The 24,489-nt window shown below is 43.9% G+C and carries 22 protein-coding genes; 7 read left to right on the top strand and 15 right to left on the bottom strand.

The features are described 5' to 3' along the window. Positions 1 to 12: 12 nt before the first annotated feature. Positions 13 to 597: an electron transport complex subunit RsxA gene (rsxA, locus tag DC094_RS19940; RefSeq protein WP_422615590.1), complete on the bottom strand. Its 585-nt coding sequence runs from the start codon at positions 595 to 597 to the stop codon at positions 13 to 15. A gap of 236 nt (positions 598 to 833) precedes the next feature. After that, positions 834 to 2,876 carry a methionine--tRNA ligase gene (metG, locus tag DC094_RS19935; RefSeq protein ID WP_116688893.1) on the bottom strand — a complete coding sequence of 681 codons (2,043 nt, stop codon included), beginning with the start codon at positions 2,874 to 2,876 and terminating at the stop codon, positions 834 to 836. A gap of 191 nt (positions 2,877 to 3,067) precedes the next feature. Here metG and apbC point away from each other — a divergent pair, with 191 nt between their 5' ends. Both apbC and dcd read left to right on the top strand, forming a co-directional pair. Then, positions 3,068 to 4,153 (top strand): iron-sulfur cluster carrier protein ApbC, encoded by a 1,086-nt coding sequence (gene apbC / locus DC094_RS19930; RefSeq protein WP_116688892.1) that lies wholly within the window; start codon positions 3,068 to 3,070, stop codon positions 4,151 to 4,153. 73 nt (positions 4,154 to 4,226) lie between these two features. After that, positions 4,227 to 4,811, top strand: coding sequence for a dCTP deaminase (gene dcd, locus DC094_RS19925; protein WP_116688891.1), 585 nt, complete (start codon positions 4,227 to 4,229; stop codon positions 4,809 to 4,811). A gap of 68 nt (positions 4,812 to 4,879) precedes the next feature. Here the strand turns inward: dcd and DC094_RS19920 are convergent, their stop codons facing one another. The 4 genes from DC094_RS19920 to purM form a co-directional block, all read right to left on the bottom strand. Further along, on the bottom strand, positions 4,880 to 7,438 hold the full coding sequence (locus DC094_RS19920; RefSeq protein WP_116688890.1) for an ankyrin repeat domain-containing protein: 2,559 nt from the start codon (positions 7,436 to 7,438) through the stop codon (positions 4,880 to 4,882). Positions 7,439 to 7,563: 125 nt separating this feature from the next. Then, a complete protein-coding gene (locus DC094_RS19915) occupies positions 7,564 to 8,301 on the bottom strand; it encodes a DUF3108 domain-containing protein (RefSeq protein ID WP_116688889.1) in 738 nt (245 codons plus the stop codon). After that, positions 8,301 to 8,957 carry a phosphoribosylglycinamide formyltransferase gene (gene purN, locus DC094_RS19910; RefSeq protein ID WP_206605714.1) on the bottom strand — a complete coding sequence of 219 codons (657 nt, stop codon included), beginning with the start codon at positions 8,955 to 8,957 and terminating at the stop codon, positions 8,301 to 8,303. The genes DC094_RS19915 and purN overlap by 1 nt, the downstream gene beginning before the upstream one ends. Before the next feature lie 14 nt (positions 8,958 to 8,971). Further along, complete coding sequence (purM, locus tag DC094_RS19905) at positions 8,972 to 10,006, bottom strand: phosphoribosylformylglycinamidine cyclo-ligase (RefSeq protein ID WP_116688888.1); 1,035 nt, start codon at positions 10,004 to 10,006, stop codon at positions 8,972 to 8,974. Between the two features lie 264 nt (positions 10,007 to 10,270). Here purM and DC094_RS19900 point away from each other — a divergent pair, with 264 nt between their 5' ends. Together DC094_RS19900 and hda are read left to right on the top strand one after the other, a co-directional pair. Further along, complete coding sequence (locus DC094_RS19900; RefSeq protein WP_116688887.1) at positions 10,271 to 11,431, top strand: DUF2066 domain-containing protein; 1,161 nt, start codon at positions 10,271 to 10,273, stop codon at positions 11,429 to 11,431. Positions 11,432 to 11,490: 59 nt separating this feature from the next. Then, on the top strand, positions 11,491 to 12,195 hold the full coding sequence (gene hda / locus DC094_RS19895) for a DnaA regulatory inactivator Hda (RefSeq protein WP_116688886.1): 705 nt from the start codon (positions 11,491 to 11,493) through the stop codon (positions 12,193 to 12,195). 72 nt (positions 12,196 to 12,267) lie between these two features. On the opposite strand, the gene DC094_RS19890 is transcribed toward hda, so the two are convergent. From DC094_RS19890 to DC094_RS19860, 7 genes are all read right to left on the bottom strand, one after another. After that, on the bottom strand, positions 12,268 to 12,702 hold the full coding sequence (locus DC094_RS19890) for a DUF2069 domain-containing protein (protein WP_116688885.1): 435 nt from the start codon (positions 12,700 to 12,702) through the stop codon (positions 12,268 to 12,270). 9 nt (positions 12,703 to 12,711) lie between these two features. Continuing rightward, complete coding sequence (gene wrbA / locus DC094_RS19885) at positions 12,712 to 13,341, bottom strand: NAD(P)H:quinone oxidoreductase (protein ID WP_116688884.1); 630 nt, start codon at positions 13,339 to 13,341, stop codon at positions 12,712 to 12,714. Continuing rightward, on the bottom strand, positions 13,341 to 13,685 hold the full coding sequence (gene arsC, locus DC094_RS19880; protein ID WP_116688883.1) for an arsenate reductase (glutaredoxin): 345 nt from the start codon (positions 13,683 to 13,685) through the stop codon (positions 13,341 to 13,343). The genes wrbA and arsC overlap by 1 nt, the downstream gene beginning before the upstream one ends. A gap of 93 nt (positions 13,686 to 13,778) precedes the next feature. Next, positions 13,779 to 14,324: a transcription elongation factor GreB gene (gene greB / locus DC094_RS19875; protein ID WP_116688882.1), complete on the bottom strand. Its 546-nt coding sequence runs from the start codon at positions 14,322 to 14,324 to the stop codon at positions 13,779 to 13,781. A 479-nt stretch (positions 14,325 to 14,803) separates the two neighbouring features. Next, positions 14,804 to 15,271 (bottom strand): DUF4382 domain-containing protein, encoded by a 468-nt coding sequence (locus DC094_RS22970; protein WP_369406230.1) that lies wholly within the window; start codon positions 15,269 to 15,271, stop codon positions 14,804 to 14,806. Positions 15,272 to 15,530: 259 nt separating this feature from the next. Beyond that, entirely contained in the window at positions 15,531 to 16,163 is a 633-nt protein-coding gene (locus tag DC094_RS19865; protein ID WP_116688880.1) for a lytic transglycosylase domain-containing protein, read from the bottom strand. Positions 16,164 to 16,324: 161 nt separating this feature from the next. Beyond that, a complete protein-coding gene (locus tag DC094_RS19860; protein ID WP_116688879.1) occupies positions 16,325 to 16,540 on the bottom strand; it encodes a hypothetical protein in 216 nt (71 codons plus the stop codon). Positions 16,541 to 16,702: 162 nt separating this feature from the next. Here DC094_RS19860 and DC094_RS19855 point away from each other — a divergent pair, with 162 nt between their 5' ends. Then, positions 16,703 to 18,049, top strand: coding sequence for a hypothetical protein (locus tag DC094_RS19855; protein WP_116688878.1), 1,347 nt, complete (start codon positions 16,703 to 16,705; stop codon positions 18,047 to 18,049). 54 nt (positions 18,050 to 18,103) lie between these two features. On the opposite strand, the gene DC094_RS19850 is transcribed toward DC094_RS19855, so the two are convergent. After that, on the bottom strand, positions 18,104 to 19,810 hold the full coding sequence (locus tag DC094_RS19850; protein WP_116688877.1) for a proline--tRNA ligase: 1,707 nt from the start codon (positions 19,808 to 19,810) through the stop codon (positions 18,104 to 18,106). 104 nt (positions 19,811 to 19,914) lie between these two features. After that, positions 19,915 to 20,613 carry a tRNA (N6-threonylcarbamoyladenosine(37)-N6)-methyltransferase TrmO gene (tsaA, locus tag DC094_RS19845; RefSeq protein WP_116688876.1) on the bottom strand — a complete coding sequence of 233 codons (699 nt, stop codon included), beginning with the start codon at positions 20,611 to 20,613 and terminating at the stop codon, positions 19,915 to 19,917. Between the two features lie 187 nt (positions 20,614 to 20,800). On the opposite strand from tsaA, the gene DC094_RS19840 reads away from it, so the two are divergent. Further along, positions 20,801 to 22,534, top strand: coding sequence for an FG-GAP repeat domain-containing protein (locus DC094_RS19840; RefSeq protein ID WP_133245644.1), 1,734 nt, complete (start codon positions 20,801 to 20,803; stop codon positions 22,532 to 22,534). Between the two features lie 162 nt (positions 22,535 to 22,696). Continuing rightward, on the top strand, positions 22,697 to 24,463 hold the full coding sequence (locus tag DC094_RS19835; RefSeq protein WP_116688874.1) for an FG-GAP repeat domain-containing protein: 1,767 nt from the start codon (positions 22,697 to 22,699) through the stop codon (positions 24,461 to 24,463). The last annotated feature ends 26 nt before the right edge of the window (positions 24,464 to 24,489 follow it).

Raw genomic sequence — 24,489 nt, 5'->3', positions numbered from 1 at the left:
TCCTTATAACAGTTAGGCAATGCCTGCAAAGCCCATAAAGGCTAAAGACATCAGGCCTGCTGTCACCAGACCGATCGCGGGGCCTTTGAAAGAATCTGGCACATCTGCCACGTTGATTCTTTCTCTCATGGCCGAAAACAGGCTGAGCACTAAGGTGAAACCTAATGCGCCGCCAAATCCGTAAACAAAGCTCTGTGCCAAGCTGTGTTGCTGTTGAATATTCAACAAGGCAACGCCTAAAACGGCACAGTTGGTGGTAATTAATGGCAGGAAAATGCCCAACACCTGATGTAACAAAGGACTGGTTTTGGCAATCACCATTTCGGTAAAGCCAACTACCACTGCGATCACCAGAATAAAACTTAAGGTACGCAGAAATTCCAGCCCTAAAGGCAACAGCAAATACTGATTGACTAGATAGCTACACACTGAAGACAGTGTCAGCACAAAAGTAGTCGCCAAGCCCATGCCAATGGCGTTTTCCAATTTATTGGAAACGCCCATAAACGGACACAAACCGAGAAACTTGACCAGTACAAAGTTGTTCACCAGTACCGTGCCAATCAGCAATAAAACAAAGTCAGTCAAACTCGCCATAAGTCCGCCAAATTGCCAGCCGTAATTAGCTGGTGCGCGTCTATGTTAGTGGTTGATCAAAAATGGTGAAGGATCGATTCGTTATAACGTTATCGAAAAACTGTTATATAAAACCAACCCCTTATTCTTTGAGGCTATATAGAGGCTCAAACATTATTCGATGCAACCAATCAATATGTCGTTGGTAACTAATGAAATAACAAGGGGATAGTAACCCCTTGTTATGTAGTTTGTCATCAGCAGATTCGCATGCCTGGCTCGGCGCCGTCGTCTGGATTCAAAATCCAAATATCTTTTCCGCCAGGGCCAGCAGCCAAAACCATACCTTCGGAAACACCAAATTTCATTTTCCGGGGGGCTAAATTTGCCACCATGACCGTTAAGCGACCTTCTAATTCTTCCGGACTATAAGCAGATTTGATGCCAGCCAGCACATTACGGCTTTCACCGCCCAGATCCAGCGTTAGTTGCAGTAGCTTGCCTGCACCTTTTACATGCTCGGCTTTGACGATGCGCACAACGCGTAAATCGATCTTGGCAAAATCAGCAAATTCAATTTGATCCGAAATTGGGTCATCGGCCAATGGACCGGTCGCTTTCGGTGCTTCAGCTTCTGCCATTGCGGTAATTTCAGCCTGACTTTGCGCCATCATCGCAGCAACCTTATCGCCATCTACCCGGGTCATTAAAGGCTTGAATTTGTTAACGCCATGGCTAGACAACAAGTTTTGGCTATCGCTCCATTGCATCGGCGCAACATTCAAAAATGCTTCTGCCTTTTCAGCTAGGTTAGGTAGCACCGGCTTTAAATAGACCATCAGCAAGCGGAACAAGTTAATACCAGCACTACAGATATCCTGTAATTGCTGATCCTGACCTTCTTGCTTGGCGACAACCCATGGTGCAACTTCATCGATCCAGACATTGGCTTTGTCTGCCAGCATCATTATTTCACGCATTGCTTTAGAGTATTCGCGGTTTTCATACAGCTCGGCAATTTTCTCGCCTGCTGCGATAAATTCACTGCTCAGCTCGGGTGCAATATCGTTGGCAGATAACTGACCATCGAAACGCTTCTTAATGAAGCCAGCACAACGACTTGCCAAGTTAACTAGCTTGTTAACCAAGTCAGCGTTGACGCGCTGAGTGAAATCTTCAGTGTTGAAATCAAGATCTTCAACACGATTGTTCAGCTTAGCTGCGTAGTAATAACGCAGATATTCTGGATCCAAATGATCCAAATAAGTACGGGCACTAATAAAGTTGCCGCGGGACTTAGAAAGCTTTTCGCCATTCAGAGTTAAATAACCATGAACATTGACGCTGTTCGGCTTGCGGTAACCAGCACCTTCCAGCATTGCTGGCCAAAACAGGCAATGGAAATTGATAATGTCTTTACCAATGAAGTGATGGACTTCGCAGTCGCTGCCTTCTTTCCAGTACTCGTCAAAGTTCAGGTCGTCACGCTTCTCACACAGATTTTTAAAGCTGGCCATGTAGCCAATCGGTGCATCCAACCAAACATAGAAATACTTGCCTGGCTCACCAGGAATCTCAAAGCCGAAATAGGGTGCATCGCGAGAGATATCCCAGTCTTGCAGGCCAGAATCCAGCCACTCTGACATCTTGTTGGCGATTTCATCAGAAATGCTACCGCTGCGTGTCCAGTCTTTCAGCATGTCGCCAAAATCACTTAGCTTGAAGAAGAAATGCTCTGAATCTTTTTTGATCGGTGCTGCGCCCGACAAAACTGAATAAGCATCTTTCAAATCAGTTGGCGCGTAAGTAGCACCGCACTTGTCGCAGTTATCGCCATACTGATCTGCTGCGCTACATTTTGGGCAACCGCCTTTAATGTAACGGTCTGCTAAAAACATTTTCTTTTCAGGGTCATAGGCCTGGCTGATTGAGCGACTGGCAATATGACCTTTCGCTTTCAGTGCCAGATAAATTTCACTGGAAAGTTGACGGTTTTCTTCCGAATGCGTGGTGTGATAGTTATCAAATGCCACTAGAAACTCACCAAAATCAGCTTTACGATCTAGGTGGATTTGCGCCAGTGACTGTTCAGGCGTAATGCCCATTTTCTCGGCATGCAGGCTAATCGCAGTACCATGCGCATCGTCGGCGCAAACATAAGTACACATATGGCCACGCATTTTCTGAAAGCGAGACCAAATGTCGGTCTGAATATATTCAACCAAATGACCGAGGTGGAGCGGCCCATTTGCATAGGGCAAGGCACTAGTGACCAGAATTTTTCGCTGTTGCGCTGACATGTATTATCCGAGCTGAAACGGTGATAACAAAGGGCGAACAATATACTCCTTTAGGGGGCTGGTTTCATCTTTTCCCTTGTTTCGATCTGCGCTGTGCGCTTGTTAGGTTGATTTCAATCAGCAGCTGGTTGGATCGTTTGCTCTGACAGGGATAGAATGCCCGCACCCGATTCTATTGGTGATTAATCTTCATGTCAGATGCGTACCAGTTGTTGAGCCTTCAGTTGGCTAAAATTAGTTTTCCACTTTTAGATTGTCCGCTTGATCAGCTAGCTGATATCGAGCATGCCCAGCTTGAAAGCAAAAAGCTCAGTGCAAAAATTACTTTGAAAGTCCCTTCTCAGCAGTTTCTAGCTCAGTTGCAGCAGCAATTAACCTCGCAGCTGCAAGCGTTACCTGAAATTGAGTCGGTTGAGTTATCTTTGAAATGGCAGGTGGTTGCTCAAGCGACTAAAAGCGAAGGCAAGCTGGCACAAGTTGCCAATATTGTGGCAATTGCTTCGGGAAAAGGTGGTGTTGGTAAATCAACCACAACGGTGAACTTGGCGCTGGCGTTTGCTGCCCAGGGTGCCAAAGTTGGCGTGTTAGATGCTGATATTTACGGCCCTAGCCAACATCGCATGTTAGGCATTAAACAAGGCCCGCAAGTTACTGAAAGTAACAGCATGATTCCGGTCGAAAACTATGGCGTAAAAGCCATGACGATGGGCGTGTTAGTCGAAGAAGATAACCCGATGGTGTGGCGTGGCCCTATGGCCAGCGGTGCATTACTTCAGTTAATCAATGAAACTGAATGGGGTCAGCTGGATTATTTGTTTGTTGATATGCCACCCGGCACCGGTGACATTCAACTGACCTTGTCGCAAAAAGTGCCGGTTTCCGGTGCGGTAATTGTTACAACACCGCAAGATATTGCTTGCATTGATGCACGTAAAGGCTTGGCAATGTTTGAAAAAGTCCAGGTGCCAGTATTGGGCGTGGTCGAAAACATGAGCACTCATATCTGTTCAAGTTGTGGCCATGCTGAACCAATTTTTGGTGAAGGTGGTGGCGAAAAAATGGGCGAAGATTTCAATGTATCTTTGCTAGGGCGATTACCATTGGCATTAGCGATTCGTCAGCAGTCTGACGAAGGTAAACCGACCGTTGTGGCAGAACCTGATAGCGCAGCGGCGCAAGAATATGCAAAAATTGCGCTGAAAATTGCAGCTGATCTGCTTAAGATCGCCCAAGGCGAGGATGATCAGCCAAGCATTATGATTTCTGACGACGAATAAACAGATTGTTTGAATGCCAGCCTGACAAACGTTGCTTGTCAGGCTGTTATCGATTCAGCATCAGGGGTAAAGCATGCGACTGTGTGATCGGGATATCGAAAAATGTCTAGATGAAGGCAAAATAGTTATTGAGCCGCGTCCAGCAAAAGAAAAAATCAGTGGCGTTACGGTTGATCTCGAACTGGGTAATAGTTTTCGAGTGTTCAACGACCATGTTGCTCCTTATGTTGATTTGAGCGGCCCAAAAGAAGAAGTGAATAAAGTACTCGACCAAGTGATGAGTAAAGAAATTCTCATTAAAGACGGTGAAGCATTTTATTTGCATCCGGGTGAATTGGCGCTGGCCGTCACTTTGCAATCAGTCACTATTCCTGATGATTTGGTCGGTTGGCTAGATGGCCGATCTTCATTGGCGCGTTTGGGTTTAATGGTGCATGTAACGGCGCACCGAATTGACCCGGGCTGGAGTGGAAAAATCGTACTGGAATTTTTCAATGGTGGAAAATTACCATTGGCATTACGTCCGGGCATGACCATTGGCGCGATTAATTTTGAAATGCTAACTGGCCCAGCAGAGCGACCTTACAATAGTCGTAGCGATGCCAAGTATAAAAACCAACAAGCGGCAGTGGCGAGCCGAATTGCAGCGGACATCTGATTGGAATGAATAAAAAAATCCCGAGCTGAATTTTCAGCTCGGGATTTTTTTATCGGAAGCTAACTTGGCTAGCAGCTGCCGGAATCCCACTCCCACTGGCTGTTAAAGGGATTGTATTTCCGTTCTGCCTGGAAACGGACTTTTCTTCCGTCGGAGTAAGTTCGGTAGCAATCGCCATTTGAGCAGCGAGTATTGCAGCGAATATAACCCGATTTTGCCGCTGGGCGATCGGGGTATTTTGCTGCTTCCAGGCCGCTACTTGCCTTATTGTTTCTCAGTAGACTGGCTACTTGGTAATTACCCTCCTTGATGGCGTAATCCAGTGCTGAGCGCTGGTTATCTTTCCAGTTCACTTCGTTCAGATCCGCTCCGATTTCAATTAAGGTTTCTGTTACCTGAACCCGATTGTTCATTGCGGCCAGCATGAGAGGTGTTAAACCAGCATCATTTTTTTTGTTGAAGCTGGCGCTCGCACGAACCAGCATCTTGGCAACTTTTCGATTATCAAACTGATGTTTACCATTGCTCAAGAGGTGCAGTGCAGTCCAGCCAGATTTTTGGCTGAAATCCGGATCAGCCTTCGCCTTAAGCAAAATTTGTACAATTTTCGGCAGGTTTTTATTGACCGCATTCATAATGGGTGTCCATTGATCTGTTGTGGCTGTGTTGGGGTTGGCCCCGGCACGCAGTAATTTTTTGGCTATCTCTGCTTGAGCGTTATCCACTGCAGCACTAAGCGGTGACCAGCCTTTATGCGTAGTCAGGCTGATGTCAGGTTTGTGTTTTAATAGCTCAGTAAAAGTGTTTATCTTGTTATTCAGGACGGATAAATATAATGGAGTCGCGCCAAAATTGTTCCGGCTGTTGAGGTTTGCTCCGTGCTTGATTAGTAATTGGGCGATTTCGGGGTAGTCATGTGTGGCATCTTTGCTTTTGTTAACAGTAAGGTGTAGTGCGCTCTCGCCATCTTTATTTGAAATGTTTGGTTTGGCGCCAGCTTTTAAAAGCTGGGATGTGATTTTTTGATAGCCTTTGTTTACGGCGTTCATTAACGGAGGCCAGCCGTTGTTGTTCTTCAAGTTCAGTTTCGCTTTCTGCTTGATCAAGACTTCCAAAGTTTTTGGTTTGTTATTGGTGGCGGCTAAATTTAATGGCGTATAGCCACTATTTGTTTTTTGATTAATGTTTGCGCCTGCTTCAATTAATTGTTGAGCAATTAAATTAAGATCATGCTGCTTGTCTTTTAATATATTGACTGTGAAATGAAGCGCAGCCCAGCCTTTTTTGCTGCTCAGGTTCGGATTGGCATCTGATTTTAAAAGCGCGGTAACGCTATCGGGATGGTTGTTATAGGTTGCGCTTATCAGTGGAGTCCAGCCGCTTTCATCAGCTATCGATGTGTTTGCTTTATGATGAAGTAACACATTGAGTGTTTTTAGCTTATTGCCATATGCAGCGAGGTTTACAGCAGTATCACCAACTTTGGTTTGAGCATTGATATCCGCGCCAGCGTCAATCAACATTTGAGCGATGACAGGAAAATCATGTCTGGTCTTTTTGGGATGATTGACAGTGAGGTGGAGTGCCTGCCAGCCTTTTTTATTGGTCAGGGTTGGGTCTGCTCCGGCTTGCAGTAAGGCTTTTACCTGCTGTGGTTGGTTTTGATCAACGGCGTGCATCAGGGGTGACCAACTGTTATTGTCAAGGCTGTTTGTGTCTATTTTATAAATGAATAAAGGCACGAGAGCTTCTTGGTTGTTGTTTAGAACAGCAGTAAAAAGAGGGTTTCGACCAAATTTGTTCTTCTGGTTGATATTCACATTATGCCGCAACAGCGTTTCGATCATTTCTGGTCGATTAAAATATGCGGCGTAGTGCAGTGGTGTGTTTTTGTTTTTGTTGCCTGCTTCTAGGTCAGCTCCTGCCTCTACCAATAGCTTGAAGGATTGCTTTGCGTTTTTGGAAATGGCCATCATAACAGGGGTTTGTTGGTCCTTCATGCGAAGGTCTATTGGAAAGCCGGAATGGATGTAGCTGGCTACTTTTTCTTTGTCATCTTTTCCCAGTGCGGACTCAAGCCTACGTTGAGCAAGATATCTATCTGCTCTCTGGACGACCAGAAATTTTTTGATTGCATCTCCCTGAACAGTTTCAAGAAGAGTCTGGTCAGCCTGGTTTTTTCGATCAAGGTCTGATGATTTTGTAAATAAGAGCACAGCAAGGCTGCTGTGCTCTTTAGGTAAATAGCTCAGTGCAATATTTCCACTTTCGTCTGTTGCTTCAGGGTTTGCTCCCATTTCAATAAGCAGACGAATTAATGGCTCTGAGCCAGACTTGGCGGCCAGCATAAGAGGGGTTTTGCCATCAGAGTTTTTTTGATCAGCTGGATAGCCGGATTGAATCAGATACTTCAGTACTTCAGCTTGGTTTTTCTTAACGGCATAATGCAGTGAAAGCTTTGCCAGTTGCTTGGTGGCTATAGCAGTACGGAAGTTCTGTTGGTCAATCTCTTTTAGAGTTTGAATGTCACCAGTTTGTATTGCCCTGTGGTAGTTTTCAGTGGTGGGCTTGGTTGCACAGCCAATAAATAGTATAAAGCTTGCTGAATAAAGCAGGTTCCTGAACATTTTTCTTCTTCTGTACTAGTCCTTTAGTAATTTTCTATTTAACAGTAGTGGGCTTGTATTCTCAAGTTTTGGCGATGCAAAAAAAAGCCCCGGCGATTGGCCGGGGCTTTTGCAGTTAATCGTTGCTATTTAATTTTCAACTTGTGCTGGCTGTCAAGATAGGTGAATTTAGTTAATTCCAGATCGGCTATCTGACTGTCGTTTTTGCTTTTGGTAATTTTTACCAAAATATAGTTGTAGTCTTTAGCGACCCAAATTTCAGTCTGGCGATTTTTTACTTTTCGACTCAGTCGGATGGTGTTGAATTCACCTGCGACAGTATCTAGCGTTTCTTCACCGATGATTTTAAAGGTGTACTGAACCTTCTGGCCTTTGCGATAAATCGGGTAGGTTAATTCTGTTTTTCCTGCTTGCAGATCCATTCGTAAAGCCAGCTGGTAACTTTGTTGGTCGTAGAGCTCTTTTTCTAGCGGTACGGTTTTACGGTTAGATTCAATATCAATTTCTAACAGGCCGGCATTGTGATCAAAGTGCATTTTGCGAATGGTTTTTCTGCCGCGCTTACTGCGACTCATCATGTAGTTGTCTGGCGTTGGTTTTTTATCGACTATGGTGAGCGTTGAACGCTCCATTTGGTTGAACTTGAGAAATAAGCCAATCGCCCCAGTAGATTCTGAACGGGTTTCCAGTTTTACTTTATCGTCGTTAATGGTTAATCGGCGAGTGGCCTCGCCGATATTTAATCCTTTGGCTCTCAATGTATATTCAGCTTGATACGGCGAAAGCACGTTGTGATCCGCAAGAGCTATTGAGGAAAATGCAACAGCTGTTATCAGGCCTAAAATTGCGCCAAAGGACTTCATTAATCGCTCCTAGAATGGTCGAATTGCACCCCTGATATTCCTAGTAGGCGCTGATCTAAATAAACGCCATCATCCTTGAGTGCAACTCGTTTCTCAGCAAACCAGCTAACTGCTTGCGGGTAATAGCGATGCTCCAGATGATGAATCTTTTGTTGCAAACTGTTGACATCATCCGTGGTATCAATCGCAAGCTTTGCCTGAATTACTATCGGACCACCATCCAGGTCGGCCGTGACAAAGTGAATGCTCAATCCATGTTCAGCGTCGCCAGCTTGCAGCGCTTTGGTATGAGTATTCAAACCTTTGTACTTAGGTAGTAATGATGGATGAATATTTAACATTCTTCCGTGATAGCGCTCAACAAAAGAAGCAGTCAAAATTCGCATAAAACCGGCCAAAACAACTAATCCCGGTTCAAATTGATCAATAACTGACTGTAACTCATGATCATAGGCTTCGCGGCTAGAAAATTGACGGTGGTCAAGGGTGACTGCATCAATTCCTGCAGCTTTAGCGCGCTCTAGGCCATAGGCGTTTGGGTTATTGCTAATAACGGCACATAAATTGACAGCCTGATTATTAGCCAGGCTGTCAATGAGTGCCTGCAGGTTACTGCCGCTTCCGGACAGTAATACTACGACAGGCATGGCTTGCATATTTTATCTCTGATTTAGCAATAGCGAACTTGCTGATTGCCAGATTCAATACTGCCAATCTGCCAGGCAGTTTCACCGGCAGCTTGCAGGGCTTCAATTGCTGATTGAGCTTGTTCGACCGGCAAGCAAACTACCATGCCAACGCCACAATTGAGTGTGCGCAGCAATTCGTGCTGTTCAATATTGCCTTGCTGTTGCAGCCATTTAAATACCGCAGGGATTTCCCAGCTGGTGGTATCAATTTGTGCATCGCAATTGTCGGGTAATACTCTTGGGATGTTCTCTGGCAGTCCACCGCCAGTAATGTGTGCCATTGCGTGAATATCAAATTCTTTACAAAGTGCCAGTAATGGTTTGATATAAATGCGAGTGGGTGCCATTAAACGATCGGCCAAGCTTTCACCGTCAATATCCATATTCAAATCAGCATTGCTGATTTCTAGAACCTTGCGGATTAATGAAAAACCATTGGAGTGAGGGCCGGATGAACCCAGTGCGATAATTGCATCGCCAGGTTGTACCTTGGTGCCATCGATGATTTTACTTTTCTCGACCACGCCGACACAAAAACCAGCCATGTCGTAGTCATCGCCATGATACATGCCAGGCATTTCAGCGGTTTCACCACCGATTAATGCGCAACCCGCTTGTCGACAGCCTTCACCGATGCCAGAAACGACATCTGCAGCTTTTTCGACATCCAGCTTGCCGCTGGCGTAGTAATCAAGGAAGAAAAGCGGTTCTGCACCCTGGACGATCAAATCGTTAACACACATAGCAACTAGGTCGATGCCTACAGTGTCATGTCGATTTAAATCCAGAGCCAATCTGAGCTTGGTTCCAACGCCATCCGTGCCAGAGACAAGCACTGGTTGTTGGTAACCTTCGGGGATTTCAAACAAGGCGCCGAAGCCACCTAAGCCAGCAAGAACGCCTGGACGGCGCGTACTGCTCGCGACATCTTTTATTTTTTCTACCAATTGATTGCCAGCATCAATATCTACGCCGGCATCACGATAAGTCAGGGGAGAGCCATTTTGTTCAGACACTTGCTTACGGTCTCGTTGGGGTGCTGCGGGATGGCTAGTTTAACAATCCTTGGGCGAGAGAGAAATATCGTTTGGTAATGTAAGTAAAAATAACTGTTAGTTGGCTATCGATGGCCACTATTGGCGGGCGTTGCATATAGTTAAATTATTTCAAAATGTGGATTCTGTATCTTGAGATAGTTTGTCTGTGAACAATAATCTTGACATTAAATTGTCGCTGGCCTAGCTTGCGGCGCAAAGGCAAATATTTTTACTGGGAGAGATATGCACGCATTGCTGGGAAGGCTTCTGCTGACATGGTTAGTAATGATGGCAGTTGGCTCTGCATCGGCGGTTGAAGTCGATGGTTTGTATCAGGTTAGTCGTAAAGTGGCTGATCGAGGTGATGCACCCCGTATGCAAGCATTCCGTCAAGGTCTTGCGGAAGCGTTGGTTCGAGTGAACGGCCATACTGCAGTGTTGGCGCTACCAGAAATCAACCGAGCGTTAGAAAAACCGTCTAGCTATATCCAAGGTTTTTCCTACCGCACGCAAAAAATTCAACAGCAACTTGAAACCAGCTCCGGTACTAATTTGTCGCAGATTGTCTCACCGATTATCGATAATCAAGTCGCTCAAGTTCAGCCACTGGTTAACGAAATTGAGCAGTTATGGCTAGATATTCAATATGATCGCAAGAAAATGCAGCGGTTATTGGTCGCCCAAGGGCAGCCGGTTTGGGGTAGTCGTCGTCCTTCTCTATTATTCTGGACTGCGGTAGATCTAAATGGTCGTCGTCAGTTTGTTTCTGGAGAGCAGTCGTTTGGTGATCAGCTAAGAAAATCCATGCTAGATGCTGCAACTGAACGTGGGCTGCCGCTGGTATTTCCTTTGTATGATTTACAAGATCGCAGCAAATTAACGGTTTCTGATTTCTGGGGTGGTTTTTATCAAAATTTAGATAGCGCATCGACTCGTTATGATGCCGACTTTATTGTTACACTACGTGGCGCTGAATCTGCCGGTCGATGGAGCTGGCGTTGGCAATTGTTGAAAGAAGGTCGAGTTTTAAAGCAGTGGACTGTTGAGCAAACGCCGCAGCCTGCAATGGCGCAGGGTGTTAGCTTGATAACCGAATACTTGGCCGATTTGTATGCCATCAAACAAGATTTACAGCCGCATCAGTATCAGGTGCTGCTGACAGGTTTGGACTCTGCTGAGCAATTTGCCCAAGCAGAAGTTTATTTGGCTAGCCTAGGTCAAGTTGAACGGGTCGAATTACTGCAGCTTTCAAATCAAGGGGCGAGAATTAGTGTCACCTTGTTGCAGATTTGGCCAGATTTTTTACGTAGTCTGAAACTTGACCAGCTATTGGTTGCTCCTGTGAATCCCCAAGAGCTACCGGCTGTGCCAAACGATGACAAGATTCTTCAGTGGACGCTATAGCTTTTTACTTGGCTGCATTAGTATATGATGCAAATTGTCACTGACCCATCGCCGACGGAATGAGCTTGCGACAGGATCACCAATTACCTTTAGGTTTGCGTTTGCGGGATGACGCTACCTTTAACAGTTTTTATCCCGACGAATCGGAACAAGTACTCGCTTGCCTGCAAATGATGATCAGGGGTGAGGGTGAGCCTTTCGTATACCTGTGGGGTAGCGAAGGCAGTGGTAAAACACACTTGTTACAGGCAGCTTGCCAATCAGCAGCTGATGCCGGTCTGGGCAGTTTCTATATGCCACTTGAAGAAGCCGATTTTCTGGATCCGGAAATGCTTCAAGGGTTGGAACAGCTTGACTTGGTTTGCCTCGATGATATTCATTTAATTGCCGGTCGAGCTGACTGGGAAGAAGCTTTGTTTCATCTGTACAATCGGGTGCGTAATAGCAACGGAAAACTGTTAGTTGGTGGCGATAAAATGCCGCAAGCACTGGCAGTGAATCTTCCGGACTTGCGTTCACGATTAGCCTGGGGGTTGGTTTTCCAATTGCCTAACATGACAGATCAGCACAAAATTTCGGCGTTACAATTGCGAGCTGGGATGCGTGGTCTGGAATTGACAGAAGAAGCGGCAAGGTTCCTGTTGAAGCATTCTGATAAGCGATTCAGTTTGTTATTCGAAAAGCTCGATCAGTTAGATAAAGCTTCTTTGGTTGCAAAGCGCAAGCTGACCATCCCATTTATTAAAGAAGTATTGGGTTTTTAACTCAAACAATTTGGCATAAAAAAACCGACGGTTCGATTGTTGGTTTTTTTATGCCTGAAATAGTCGTAATCGCTACTTCTTTTTCTTCTTTTTCTTCTTTTTACGAATCGAAAGCCCTAATCGCTGGCCTTCACGCTTGGCATAAAATGCTGAGCTGAGTACAAAAGAAAGTGCAAGTAAGGTTTCAACCCAACCAACACTTCGTTCAATGGTGGTATCGCCAACTGCTAACACTACGCCGTGACAAATATAAATCACCATCAACAAACCGGCCCAAGCATGGGTATAAGCTTTGCCGTAGAGAATGCCGCGAATGGGGAATATTAACGGGCCGAGCAAAATAATCATACTGATTGAGCGCGGAAATACCGGGTCAGTGACTAAAGCGCTGTACCAACTAAAGATTAAAATAAATAGCGCCACATAACTGATCAATGCGATCCGACGTAATAAGTCAGCTCGACTATCTCTTGGCAAAATCTCTTTTTTTACTGGCTGATCATCCATTGTAAATGCTCATTTTGATGCGCTACTCATTTTTGATGCGATTGTACCCAAGCGTTTGCCTTGGCTATTGCAAATTTTTATTTCATCGTCGCTCAGCTTTAAGTCGCTATCACTGCCAGCCAAATGAGATGGGCCGTAAGGTGTTCCGCCTGTAGTGGTGCTAAGCAACGCTGTTTCGCTATAAGGTACACCAATTAGCATCATGCCGTGGTGAAGTAATGGCAGCATCATGCTGGTTAAAGTGGTTTCTTGGCCGCCATGTAAGCTGGAGGTTGAAGTAAACACGCAGGCGGGTTTATCGACTAACGAGCCTTTTAGCCACAGGCTGGAAGTTTGTTCCAGAAAATATTTAAGCGGTGCCGCCATATTGCCAAAGCGAGTAGGGCTACCGAGTGCTAATCCACTGCAATTTTGTAAATCATCCAAGGTTGCATAGGGTGCGCCTGAATCTGGAATAGCCGCTTCGGTTGCTTCGCAAACAGAAGAAATTGCGGCAACCGTTCTAATTCGAGCTTCAATACCCGTGCTTTCAATGCCGCGAGCAATTTGTTTTGCCATATCAGCAGTCGCGCCATGGCGACTGTAATAAAGCACCAGCACAAAGGGTGGTGCAACAGATGTTGAAGAAAATGCGCTCATTATAAAATCTCCAGCACTTGTTCGGGTGGTCGGCCAATCGCTGCTTTGCCATTAGCTTCAACAATAGGGCGCTCGATGAGCTTTGGGGTAGCAGCCATTGCTGTAATTAATTGTTGGTCAGTTGCATCGGCCAGCGATTGTTCTTTATATTCTACTTCTTTAGTGCGTATTAGCTGACGTGGCGATAAGTTCATCATCGCTAGTAGCTGAAGAATTTTCTCTTGAGGAATTGGATCTTTTAAATACTCAACAATCATAGGTTGGATGCCGCGATCTTCTAGCAAAGCCAGTGTCTGACGAGATTTAGAACAGCGAGGATTATGGTAAATAGTAACCTGGGTCATAGTGACTTCTTATTGGCAGATGCAAAAGACAGATCCATATTATAAATTGATCTGTCGGCTATTGAAGCGAAAATACAATGGAATGCGTGATTTTTATAAGGGTGGGTCAGTTGGCTGCAGTTCAAGGGAAGGGTAGTTGATTGAAATGATCGAGTAATGCTGCTCGTTATCTTCCACGCGAATCACTATTTCATCATCAACACTTTTGCCCAGTACCGCTTTTGACATCGGTGAGTGGATGCTGATTTGCTTTTTCTCCGGGTCGATTTCATCTGGCCCGACAATCCGAAAGTTTAAAATTTCTTCGGTCTGATCATTTTCAATCTCAATCATCGCACCAAAGAAAATTTTGCTTTGGTCATCAGGTAACCGATCAACTACTGTGATATTTTCCAGTCGCTTGCGTAAGAAGCGAATCCGACTGTCGATCTGGCGCAACTGTCTTTTGCCGTAGATGTATTCGGCATTTTCTGATCGATCGCCCATTGCAGCAGCTTCAGAGACAGCTTGAGTGACTTCAGGTCTTTTTTGTTTCCACAAAAAATCCAACTCATCTTTTAAGATTTTTGCGCCTTGATGCGTGATATAGGCCTGGCGGGTGGCAAAGCTAGGTTTGTCGACGGATGGTTTGCGAGACATAAAATTAGTTGGCTACAGCTGCATTAAGGTTTGTATTAGTAAATATTGTATCAAGAGTTTGTCTGAAAAGAATCGGGCGGAACAAACAGAAGTTGTCCACCCGCGATTTTTATTTGAAAAGAGTTAGTTGGGAATAATGTTGGGAGTAATGTTGTGGATAAAAGTGCTCCCAGTAACTGACAAGTTTGCAGTACCAAGGAAGTTTAGCTCCGAGTTATCCTGATCCTCGCTAGTATCCAATTGTGCAAGACAGGTAAAACTGATTGTGTAATCGCCATGGGGAATAAAACCCAAGGTGTAATGATAAGTGTTGCTGCCAGAGTTCAGTGACACATCAGCGGAAGCTAAAGGAGTGCTATTGGAAAATATAATATCTTGTGGTGTTGAATTGTGATCTTTAAAAAGATATACCGCTCTTTTAGTATTTTGATCTATAGCGCAGTCGTCATGGTCGGCAAATGTCGTTGATACGGTGCCTCTTATAGTGCTAGAGGACTGCATATTGGTAGAGCGGAGAGTTGGTCGAAGCATAAGCCATCTTGAGGATTCCCGGCGATTGATGCTCTAAGATTAAAATCGAAAGTAACATCAAGTCTGTCACTGGTATCTAGATTATAATCAAAAGCTATCCGTGGGCTTGAGCCAACGTTGAGAGGGATGTCCAGTGGGTGGGTGCCACCATTGATTGTGATATCTGATTTTGATGGGTCAAGAATAAGTCGCGAATTACTGTACGATTTCGGTGTAACAGCATAATTATTTATTAGCATGGTGCGGTTCCCACCCCGAAGTGCCAGAACATCAATTTTTCTATTGATATTAATTCGTTGCCAAACAAAATTTTCACCATCCACATCCAGGGGGGCATCATCTGCCAGAAGTTCGATAGCTACGATATGTATATTAACGTTACTGGCGTCTAAAACTGGAGAGTCCGTTAATCCAATAGATATAAATGCACGCTCTGACTCTGAAGGAGATTCGCTAATACCTCCGCAGGCTGAAAGTAATAATGCGGAAATTAAGGTGAAAAAATCGAAAATTTCATTGTGCCGCTCACTAATTTTGACTTAGATTCAAATCTAGTCAGATGAGGCATTGTTAAGTGTGCGTGTTAGTTGAATTTTTAATCGGCGTTTGCTTGAATTGATTTTTTTATAAGCAATGAGAGATTTATCACAAGTTTATGCAAGTGGGAAGGCTCGATTATCGCCAGTTGCGGTCCCATTTGCGCATCACCTTTTCTGGATACTTTCGCTTGCCTAGGCTGCCATTGTAGCGAGCAAGTGCTCGAACCAAATCACCTTTTTCTCTATCCAAATAATGTTTGAGTATGGTAGTGCCGTAACGAATATTGGTTTCGATATCAAAAAGGCTGTCGCCTTCGCTACCAATTTCTTTTTTCCAGAATCCCATTACTTGCATCAGACCGCGGGCATTGGCCACTGAAAGTGCCCAGGAGTCAAAATTGCTCTCGGTTTCTATCACCGCCAGCACTAATTCGGGCTGCAAGTTGTGCCGTTTGGCTTCACGGTGCACGGTTTTTAAAATCAATAAACGCTTTTTATTGTCCTTAACGCGACGCTGAATTCTTTGCGACATATCTAATAGCCAGACTTCTGCATCAAATCGATCTTCAAAACCATTGCCCTCATTAGCAATTTGTGCTGCCAGCTGTGATCTTTCTTCGGCGGTCAGTTTTGGTAGAGCGTTAGCTTGAGTGCTGCCACTGGTTAATATGAGTATGCAGGCCAAAACCAGAGAAAAGTGAGTGGTCAGGCCGCCGATCCAGTGAAAGGAAGGAAATGAAAATACTGATGAATTAAACGAAAGCGGCATATTGGGTTGGTTGCAGTTTTTATTATGATGGCAGATTCTGCCATGAAGCAGAATCTGCAGCAAAAATAATCACACTTTGTTTAAAATCTACGCTTTGGCCTAGCTGCCAACTGAAGTTTTCGGCTCAGTGGTTGCCATAAAATCAGCATAGTGTCGGAATACTATGCCTTGCTGAAACCCTGCGTTTTAGCCCAGCTGCCGACAGCAGTAGCCAATCCAATTATCGCCATAGGATCAGAGTGGCTAGCAGATGGTGGGATATTTTCTGGCACACCAGATTCTAAATTGGTGGTAACTACCGCCGCAGGCGTGCTGTTATTGTCAATTCGGTTTTCAATCGCAATAAAGTATTGGTCTTTTTCCCAGCGCTGTTCCATTTCGGATTCCTTAATCAGATTGATGGGTGTTTGAATAAGAATGGTCGAAGAAGTTCAGTGCTGCTAGTCAAACTGTCTTGTTTGAATGGTACTTTCAAAGGCAATATTGCACTATTAAATCATAGGGCTAATCTATTAATGCTTTGATAAGAGAAAAATACGATGCCGTTAAAAATAGGATTGGGAAATCAAACTGTTTCAGATCTTCAAAGAAGAGCCTACATCGAGCTTTTGCAGATCAAACTTAACCTTCATCCGTATGAACTAGAGAATGAGAATGATGTCAGTTTTGAAGAGCTAAAAGAAGATTGTAGTCAAGTCGCACGAAAGCTTCTTAGGTTGATATCATCCCACGACCTTGTTGATTGCCATGATTTTTTAACTGGTCTATATGATGCAAGGAAAAAAAGAGCAGAAAAAAAATCCCAGGTCTTATTAGACCAACAAATCGAAAGGGTCGCACAACGTTATATGTTGAGTGCGTTTGCTTCAGTTAGGCAGGAAATCAGTGATATCCAAGGAGAATCCATTATCCATCGCATTTGGGTGGGTAAGTTATTAAGCGAAGAAAAGTTGCGTGCAATGCGCTTTGCTAATTTACAGCTGGCTCGACGTTGGAAATGGCATGGAAAAAAATTAAAAGTTCGGCATATATTGTGGACTGAAAATAAAATGATGTTGACCTATGCTGAGAAATTTGTTGATTTATTCGAAGTGAGAGATGTCAATGAATTATTCGACAACCCGGATGCATTAAGGCATTTAAGGCCAGCATTCTTGTCGCACATGGCATGGAAGGAATATTCATATGCTGCAGACATAGCAAAAGTGCTGGCGGTGTATCTTTTTGGGGGGCTCTATTTAGACGCCGGTTTTGAAAATTTACACGATAAAATAGCCATAAAAAAACCTGCAACTGAAGATTTGGAATTTCATGAGTCTGATTTTAAAATCATCACATGGGACGACTATGAAGCACGAGACATCCGCTTCCCATTATGCGCCAGCAATGAGGCTTTGGATGATTCCGTTAGTGATCAAGCCGTAATTGGGTTGAAAATTGAAGTAAATCATGATAATCAGATGTTTTATTCTGGGAAAAGACATTCTGTAGTAATGAAGAGTGTTATTTCAACAATGGCTGCTTGTTTGGTTAGTAAAAACATGCAGGTTGAACAGGCGGCAAGGCGTTTAACTTTTCTGAGTGATGTTAGTCCGTCGAATACTCAGATATATCGAAGACGAGTTGGAGCAGAAAATACTGGCACTATATTGCGCCATCATGCCTTTGGTTCGGCGATTGCTAGATTTGTTTTAGACTATGATATTGGGAAATTTTTACGGTTTGGCTGGGATTTGACGAGATTTCCATACCAATCGCAAATAAGAACAGGCTGGGATTTGCACCATGGGATTTATTCACCAAAGCTCGGTATCGCGGTAATTGGTCAACGGAGTTGGTTGAAGGTCAGAAGAGATATGACGCCGTGGGTTGAAGCACCGTTTTAGTTTTTACTGCTAGCACCTATGAAAGGTGCCAACAGCAGAAAATTTAGAATTAAATTAAACGCCCAATGCTTCGAAAAGCTGTTCTTTAGTAAATTCTTTTTTCTCGCCTTCACGACGATTTAAATATTCAAAAGTGCCGCTATCTACACCACGTTCACCAATAACGATCCGGTGAGGAATACCGATCAGTTCCATGTCAGCAAACATTGAACCTGGGCGTTCGTTGCGATCATCAAGAATCACTTCAACGCCTTTGGCTTTCAGTTCTGCATAAATAGCTTCTGCAGCTTCTTTAACCCGAACTGATTTGTGCATTTTCATTGGCACAATACAAACGCGGAAAGGCGCAATGGCTTCTGGCCAGATAATGCCGCGATCATCATGGTTTTGCTCAACTGCAGCAGCAACCACGCGCGAAACACCAATGCCGTAACAACCCATTGTCATGGTGGCAGCCTTGCCGTTTTCATCGAGTACGGTGGCTTTCATAGCTTGTGAATACTTAGTGCCCAGCTGGAAGATGTGGCCCACTTCGATGCCACGTTTGATATCCAGCGTGCCTTGTCCGCATGGGCTAGGATCGCCTGCTTGGACATTGCGTAAATCAGCAACCTTTGGCAGTTCCAGATCACGACCCCAGTTAATGCCGAAGTAGTGTTTGTTATCAATGTTGGCGCCAGCACCAAAGTCAGACATTTTTTCAACACTACGGTCAATAATCACTGGAATGCTGCAATTAATCGGGCCTAAAGAGCCGGGTGACGCTTTCATAGCTTGACGAACTTCTTCATCGGTCGCCATGCGTAAAGGTACCGCGACTTCTGACAATTTCTCAGCTTTGATTTCGTTCAGGTCGTGATCACCACGAATCATTAAAGCAACAAAATTAGCTTCAATTTCATCTGACGCTTCAACAATTAAGGTTTTTGCGGTTTTTTCAATCGCAATGCTGTGTTGTTCAACCAATTGATCAATGGTTTTTGCGTTAGGCGTTTCAACCAATTCCATTGCTTGAGTTGGCTCGGCGCGATCGCCAGCAGGTGATAAAGCTTCAGCCATTTCAACGTTAGCTGCGTAATCACTGCTATCGGAGAACGCGATATCATCTTCGCCAGAGTCAGCCAATACGTGAAATTCGTGGGAACCGGTTCCACCGATAGAGCCGGTATCTGCCAGAACTGGACGATAGTCCAAACCTAAACGATCAAAAATACAGCAGTAAGCCGCGTGCATTTTCTCGTAGGTTTCCAGTAGAGATTGGTGATTGACGTGGAATGAGTAAGCATCCTTCATCAGGAACTCACGGCCACGCATTAAACCAAAGCGCGGACGAACTTCATCGCGGAATTTGGTTTGAATCTGGAAGAAAGTACTTGGTAGCTGCTTGTAGCTACGGATCTCGTTGCGCATCAGATCGGTGATGACTTCTTCGTGGGTTGGGCCCAAACAAAAATCACGATTATGACGGTCAGTAAAACGCAGTAACTCAGAGCCATATTGTTCCCAGCGACCTGATTCCTGCCAAAGCTCTGCCGGTTGGGCTGCCGGCATTAATACTTCTTGGCAACCTGCATTTTCCATTTCTTCACGAACAATAGCTTCAACTTTTCTAAGTGTTCTTAAACCCATTGGTAGCCATGAATACAGGCCTGCAGCGAGTTTGCGAACCATGCCAGATTTCAGCATCAGTTTGTGACTGATAACCTGAGCATCGGCTGGTGTTTCCTTAACAGTGGAAATCAGATACTGGGATGTGCGCATTAGCGGTTCCGTTCTATTCGAAAATCGAGCCATTTTAGCCAAGCTATGCCGTCTGACCAAGGCTTCTGGACAAAGAAAACTGAATAACTGATTAGAAAAAAAGTTTATTCAACAATCTCAATTACTTTCACCAAGCCGTTATCGATCTGAAAACGAATGTTTAGATCAAATAACTGCATGCCGTAAATTCGCTCGGCGTCTTGCTGATAGGCCGGGCGAGGATCTTGCGCCAAGACCTGTTGAATTAGGCTCGACAAATCATCGCACAAAGGGTGCTGCCATTGTTGGCAAAATAGCTTAGCTGACTGACTCAGGTTCACTTGCAGCATTTCTGGCGCAGCGCTAGCCAATTGCGATTGTGCGTTAACCAGTGAATCGGAATAAGGAATATAGGGTTTGATATCAATAACCGGTGTTTGATCCAGTAAATCAATGCCCGATACCTCAACAAAAATTTTACTGCCCTGAATAATCAGCTGTTCAAATTTAACTACTGACAGCCCCAAATTATTGGGTCGAAAACTGGAGCGGGTGGCAAACACGCCCATCTTCTGATTGCCACCTAAGCGAGGTGGTCGAACTGAAGCTTTCCATTGGCTGCGAATATTTTGATGGAATACAAACTCCAGCCATAAATGACTGTGTTGTTCGATACCAGCAAAAGCTTCAGGCCGATTAAACGGCGGCAAAATTTCAATTCGAGCTTTTGCGGCGGGCACTAACCCCGGCTGGCGAGGGATGCCAAACTTCTCGCTGTAGCAGCTGTGAACGGTGCCGATCGGATTAACTGTTAGTTCGCTCATAAAATTAGAAAAAACTGTGCTCTGGTTGCTTGATAGTGTGTTAACGGGACATAAGTGCAGCTTGTCAAAATCAATGCTTCCTATACTCGATTAAAAATGGAATTCACAAAAACTGAGCAGGGTTGTGCTGTCTATGTTGTTGAATCAAATGGTTAGAGGCTACCAAATCATACTTTTGGCCAGCGGAATGATAAACGCAAATGCTGCATTGGCACAGCAAAATAAGCCTGATCTGATGGTTTCACAATGGGCAGATGTAATTACAGCTGAGGTGGGTAATGATTTTACGGCTACTTATCATGTAACTGTTAAGGGGGGTGGTGCTGCCAATTTAGGCGAGCACGAGCTAACGATTACCTTGCAAGGTGACTTGAAATACGACGTATTGGGTGCGCCTTGCAATGATTCAGGCGTTAACCCAGGAATCACCTTAGTTTGTACAACATCTAATGAATATTTAAATATTCAAATTATGCCGCTATCTGCGGGTGAGGTAATTAGTAAGGCCAGTATCGCTGCTGTCGAGGCTGAGGTTTTACTTGGAAATAACTATAGTGAAATGATTGTTCATTCGGTTGCTTTGGGTGCGGTGATATCTGAGCCTAGTCAAGAGATAGATTACCAGCCGATTAACTATGCTTTCACTTATGACGTTGATGGAATAAACGGTCAAGATTTAATTGTTTTGAGTGATAATGCGGGTGAAACCTATCTAAATAATGGTGCGGGTGAATTTGAGCTAGCACCGGATTATCAATATATTTTTACCGCTGTTGCTTCTGATGTAACAGGTTTGGTGATTGGTAATATTGATCCGGCAGATGCGGCAACTGAATTTACCTTTTCTACTGGCGAAGATAATAATTTCCTTGCTTATAAGCTTAATATTTCACCAGTGCAGCAGCTTATTTCCCATCATGGGAAAACAATAATCATTCCAGCCAATACTCCAATATTCCAATCTGCGATCAGTTTGATTGCTACGGGGGCATCTGATGGTCTCGATAGCCATGATATTCAATTAGTAGATTTTGCTAGTGAAAACTCAAAATCATCTGTTGCGACTGATTTGTTAATTGCTAATGCCGGTACTGATCAGTCAGGTATTTATTTAAATAAAAATGGAATATACGCATCTGTTTTTAATGATACCGATGAGCTGGGCGCTAGAGATTCAAGAAAAATAGCTGCAGTTGATTTAAATAATGATTCTTTATTAGATATTGTCATTGCGAATTTTAACGGTCCAAATCAAATCCACTTTGCTGCAAATGGCAATTTACCTTGGTTAGATTTAACGCGTTTTGAAAATGAAACCTTGCTAGGTGATGCCAATGGGCTAACGACTGACTTTGTCGTTGGTGAATTCGGTGGGCCGGTAGATACGTCAGGGGAATCATTGATAGATTTGGTATTTGTTGAGTCAGGTGGAAGCTCTGGTGAGATTGGAAGATTAGATCAATTGTCATTATTAATTAATCAAAATGATGGCGAGTTTATGGATCCAGATGTTATTGCCCGCAGCAATGGTATTGAGAGCGTTCACTCAGTAGATGTTGATTCAAACGGCACAACTGATTTGTTGTTGCATAACCTGGATGGTTCTAATCAGCTGTACTTAAATTTTGGTCAAAATTTAACTAAATCGATTTTTGCATTAGAAACTGATCCTGACAGTATTTTATTACCGTTAGATTTAAATAACGATGGTCTACTAGATGTGATAACGGCTTCAAAAACGGGTGGCGGCATAAAGGTATATCTCACTGATCAACCATCAGGCGGAGCGCTTTTGATTGGTGGTGCTGAGCAAGCACTAGTAGCACCATATGGCGGGGGTGGAGGTGTTTTATGGTGGGCTGTTGTCGCTTTGCTAATAGTGCTTTCTTTGCGGATATACCAAAGAAAATTAGTTCATTAATAGATAGATGGAGATTTTTGGTTTGATAGCAATTTAAGGTATGGCTGTGTGGGTGAATTGATCCATAATAGAAGGTGAATCGCTCGTTTATCGAGCTGATTATAAATGGGTGGTGAGTTAATTACTTTTCGCTGTTGGTAAATGTAAAATGTTGGAGTTTCAATGTTGTATCTATTAAAATCAAAGGTTTTATTTCTTGTCTTTGTTGTTGGTAACTTCTCAATAATTAACCATGCATCTGCAGCAGTAGTTCCGCCAGATGTGCAGGTAAGACAGTCAGGTTTGCCAATAACCGCGCAGGTCAATCAGTCGTTTAATGTAACTTACACCGTAACTCAAGACGCGTCGGCGACAACACCGTTAACGAGTACAGGTTTAACTGTTGAGCTATATGGTGCAGTTGCTGCTGATCTAACGGGATCGACTTGTTCTAGTAGTGGAGTTAACCCATTAGCAATTAGCTGCAATCTTACGATAGGCCCTTCAACAATCGCGGTTCGTTCTTTTTCTATTACACCGACCGCCGTTGGAGAGATCTACAGTGTTGCATCAGTAACAGGCAATGCCCAGGAGGTTTCAGTCGATAACAATATTAGCCAGTCAGCGGTTAATGTCGCGGCAGAAAATCTATTGCTGACGACTGCGAACCAATCTGCTGATGCGGGTAATGTTAGGGCGTTGCTTCCCTACGATTTCGATAATCAAAATGGCGATGACTTGCTCGTGGTAACCGATACCACCGGGTATGTGCTATTGAATGATGGTTCAGGCGCATTACTGCCAGCTACTGATCAAAATTATTCTTTTGTTATTCCACTGCCTACGAACGTAACCAAAATTGTGGCGGCCAATGTTGTTGATGGCGATGAGATTGAATTTGTTATGTCGACAGGTAGTAATCATAATTTCGAAGTATACCAACTGCGCATTTTAGATGAAGATCTTACAACTACGATTGGTAGTGTAGTAACGACTTATGATGTAGGTACGCCGGTTTTTTTCTATTTCGGGACGAGGATACTGGTTTCTAATGCTGAAAATACAGTGGATTTTGCATTGGTTGATCTTGATCGCGATTTAGAACAACCAAGTGAAACGGCTCGGCTCGAGCTAATTACAGTTAATGCAGGAAGTGCGTTATCAGCCGTTCAGGCTCCCTCTGGAGATTTATATTTAGGGTTGATTGTTGATACTAGTGAACTTTCTAATAGCGATAGCCGATCTGTTGCGTTAGCCGATTTTAATAATGACAATGTACAAGATATTGTATTAGCAAATTATAACGCTTCTAGTGAAGTATTTATTTCTGCTAAAACTGCTTCGGTTAATAATCTTAAAGATCGAATTAGATTGGCTCAAACAATTGAACTTGGCAGTCGCGCAGGATCTTTGCAAGTGGTTGCCGGTGACCTTGACGATGCAGTAAATGGCCTGCCAGATATTGTAATTGCTCGAGTGGGCGATTCAGGAAGTGATCTGCAACGAACTGATTTGGTTGAACTGTTTTCCAATACTGGATCGGGAGCTTTTGCAGCAGCTGATGTCGTAGTAAGAAGTAATGGTTTTGATCAGATGTTCTCACAAGATATTGACGGTGATTCTGATAATGACTTATTGATTCATAATAAAAATGGTTCAAACTTACTATTGATCAATCAAGACGGTGTTTTAACGCTAGCCGATTTTGCTGTTAATGGGCATGCTGATTCGATTATGACCCTGGTCGATTTAAATGGTGATAATCGAAAAGATTTAATTGTAGGCTCTCGTACGGGTGCCGGATTACAAATATTTCTGACACCAGTAATAGGTGATAATCAGGTTGCTGGTTTCTCTTCATCTTCTGGTGGCAGTGGAAGCTTGCCATGGGGAGTTCTTCTAATTTTTCTAGTCGCTTTATTTGCTTTTAGAAAAACAATTAATAGTTAGCCTTTTAATTGGCTTGTTTGTGCGGC

The organism is Pelagibaculum spongiae, from assembly GCF_003097315.1.
GTDB lineage: Bacteria > Pseudomonadota > Gammaproteobacteria > Enterobacterales > Pelagibaculaceae > Pelagibaculum > Pelagibaculum spongiae.
This window is presented reverse-complemented; position numbering and strand designations above follow the sequence as displayed.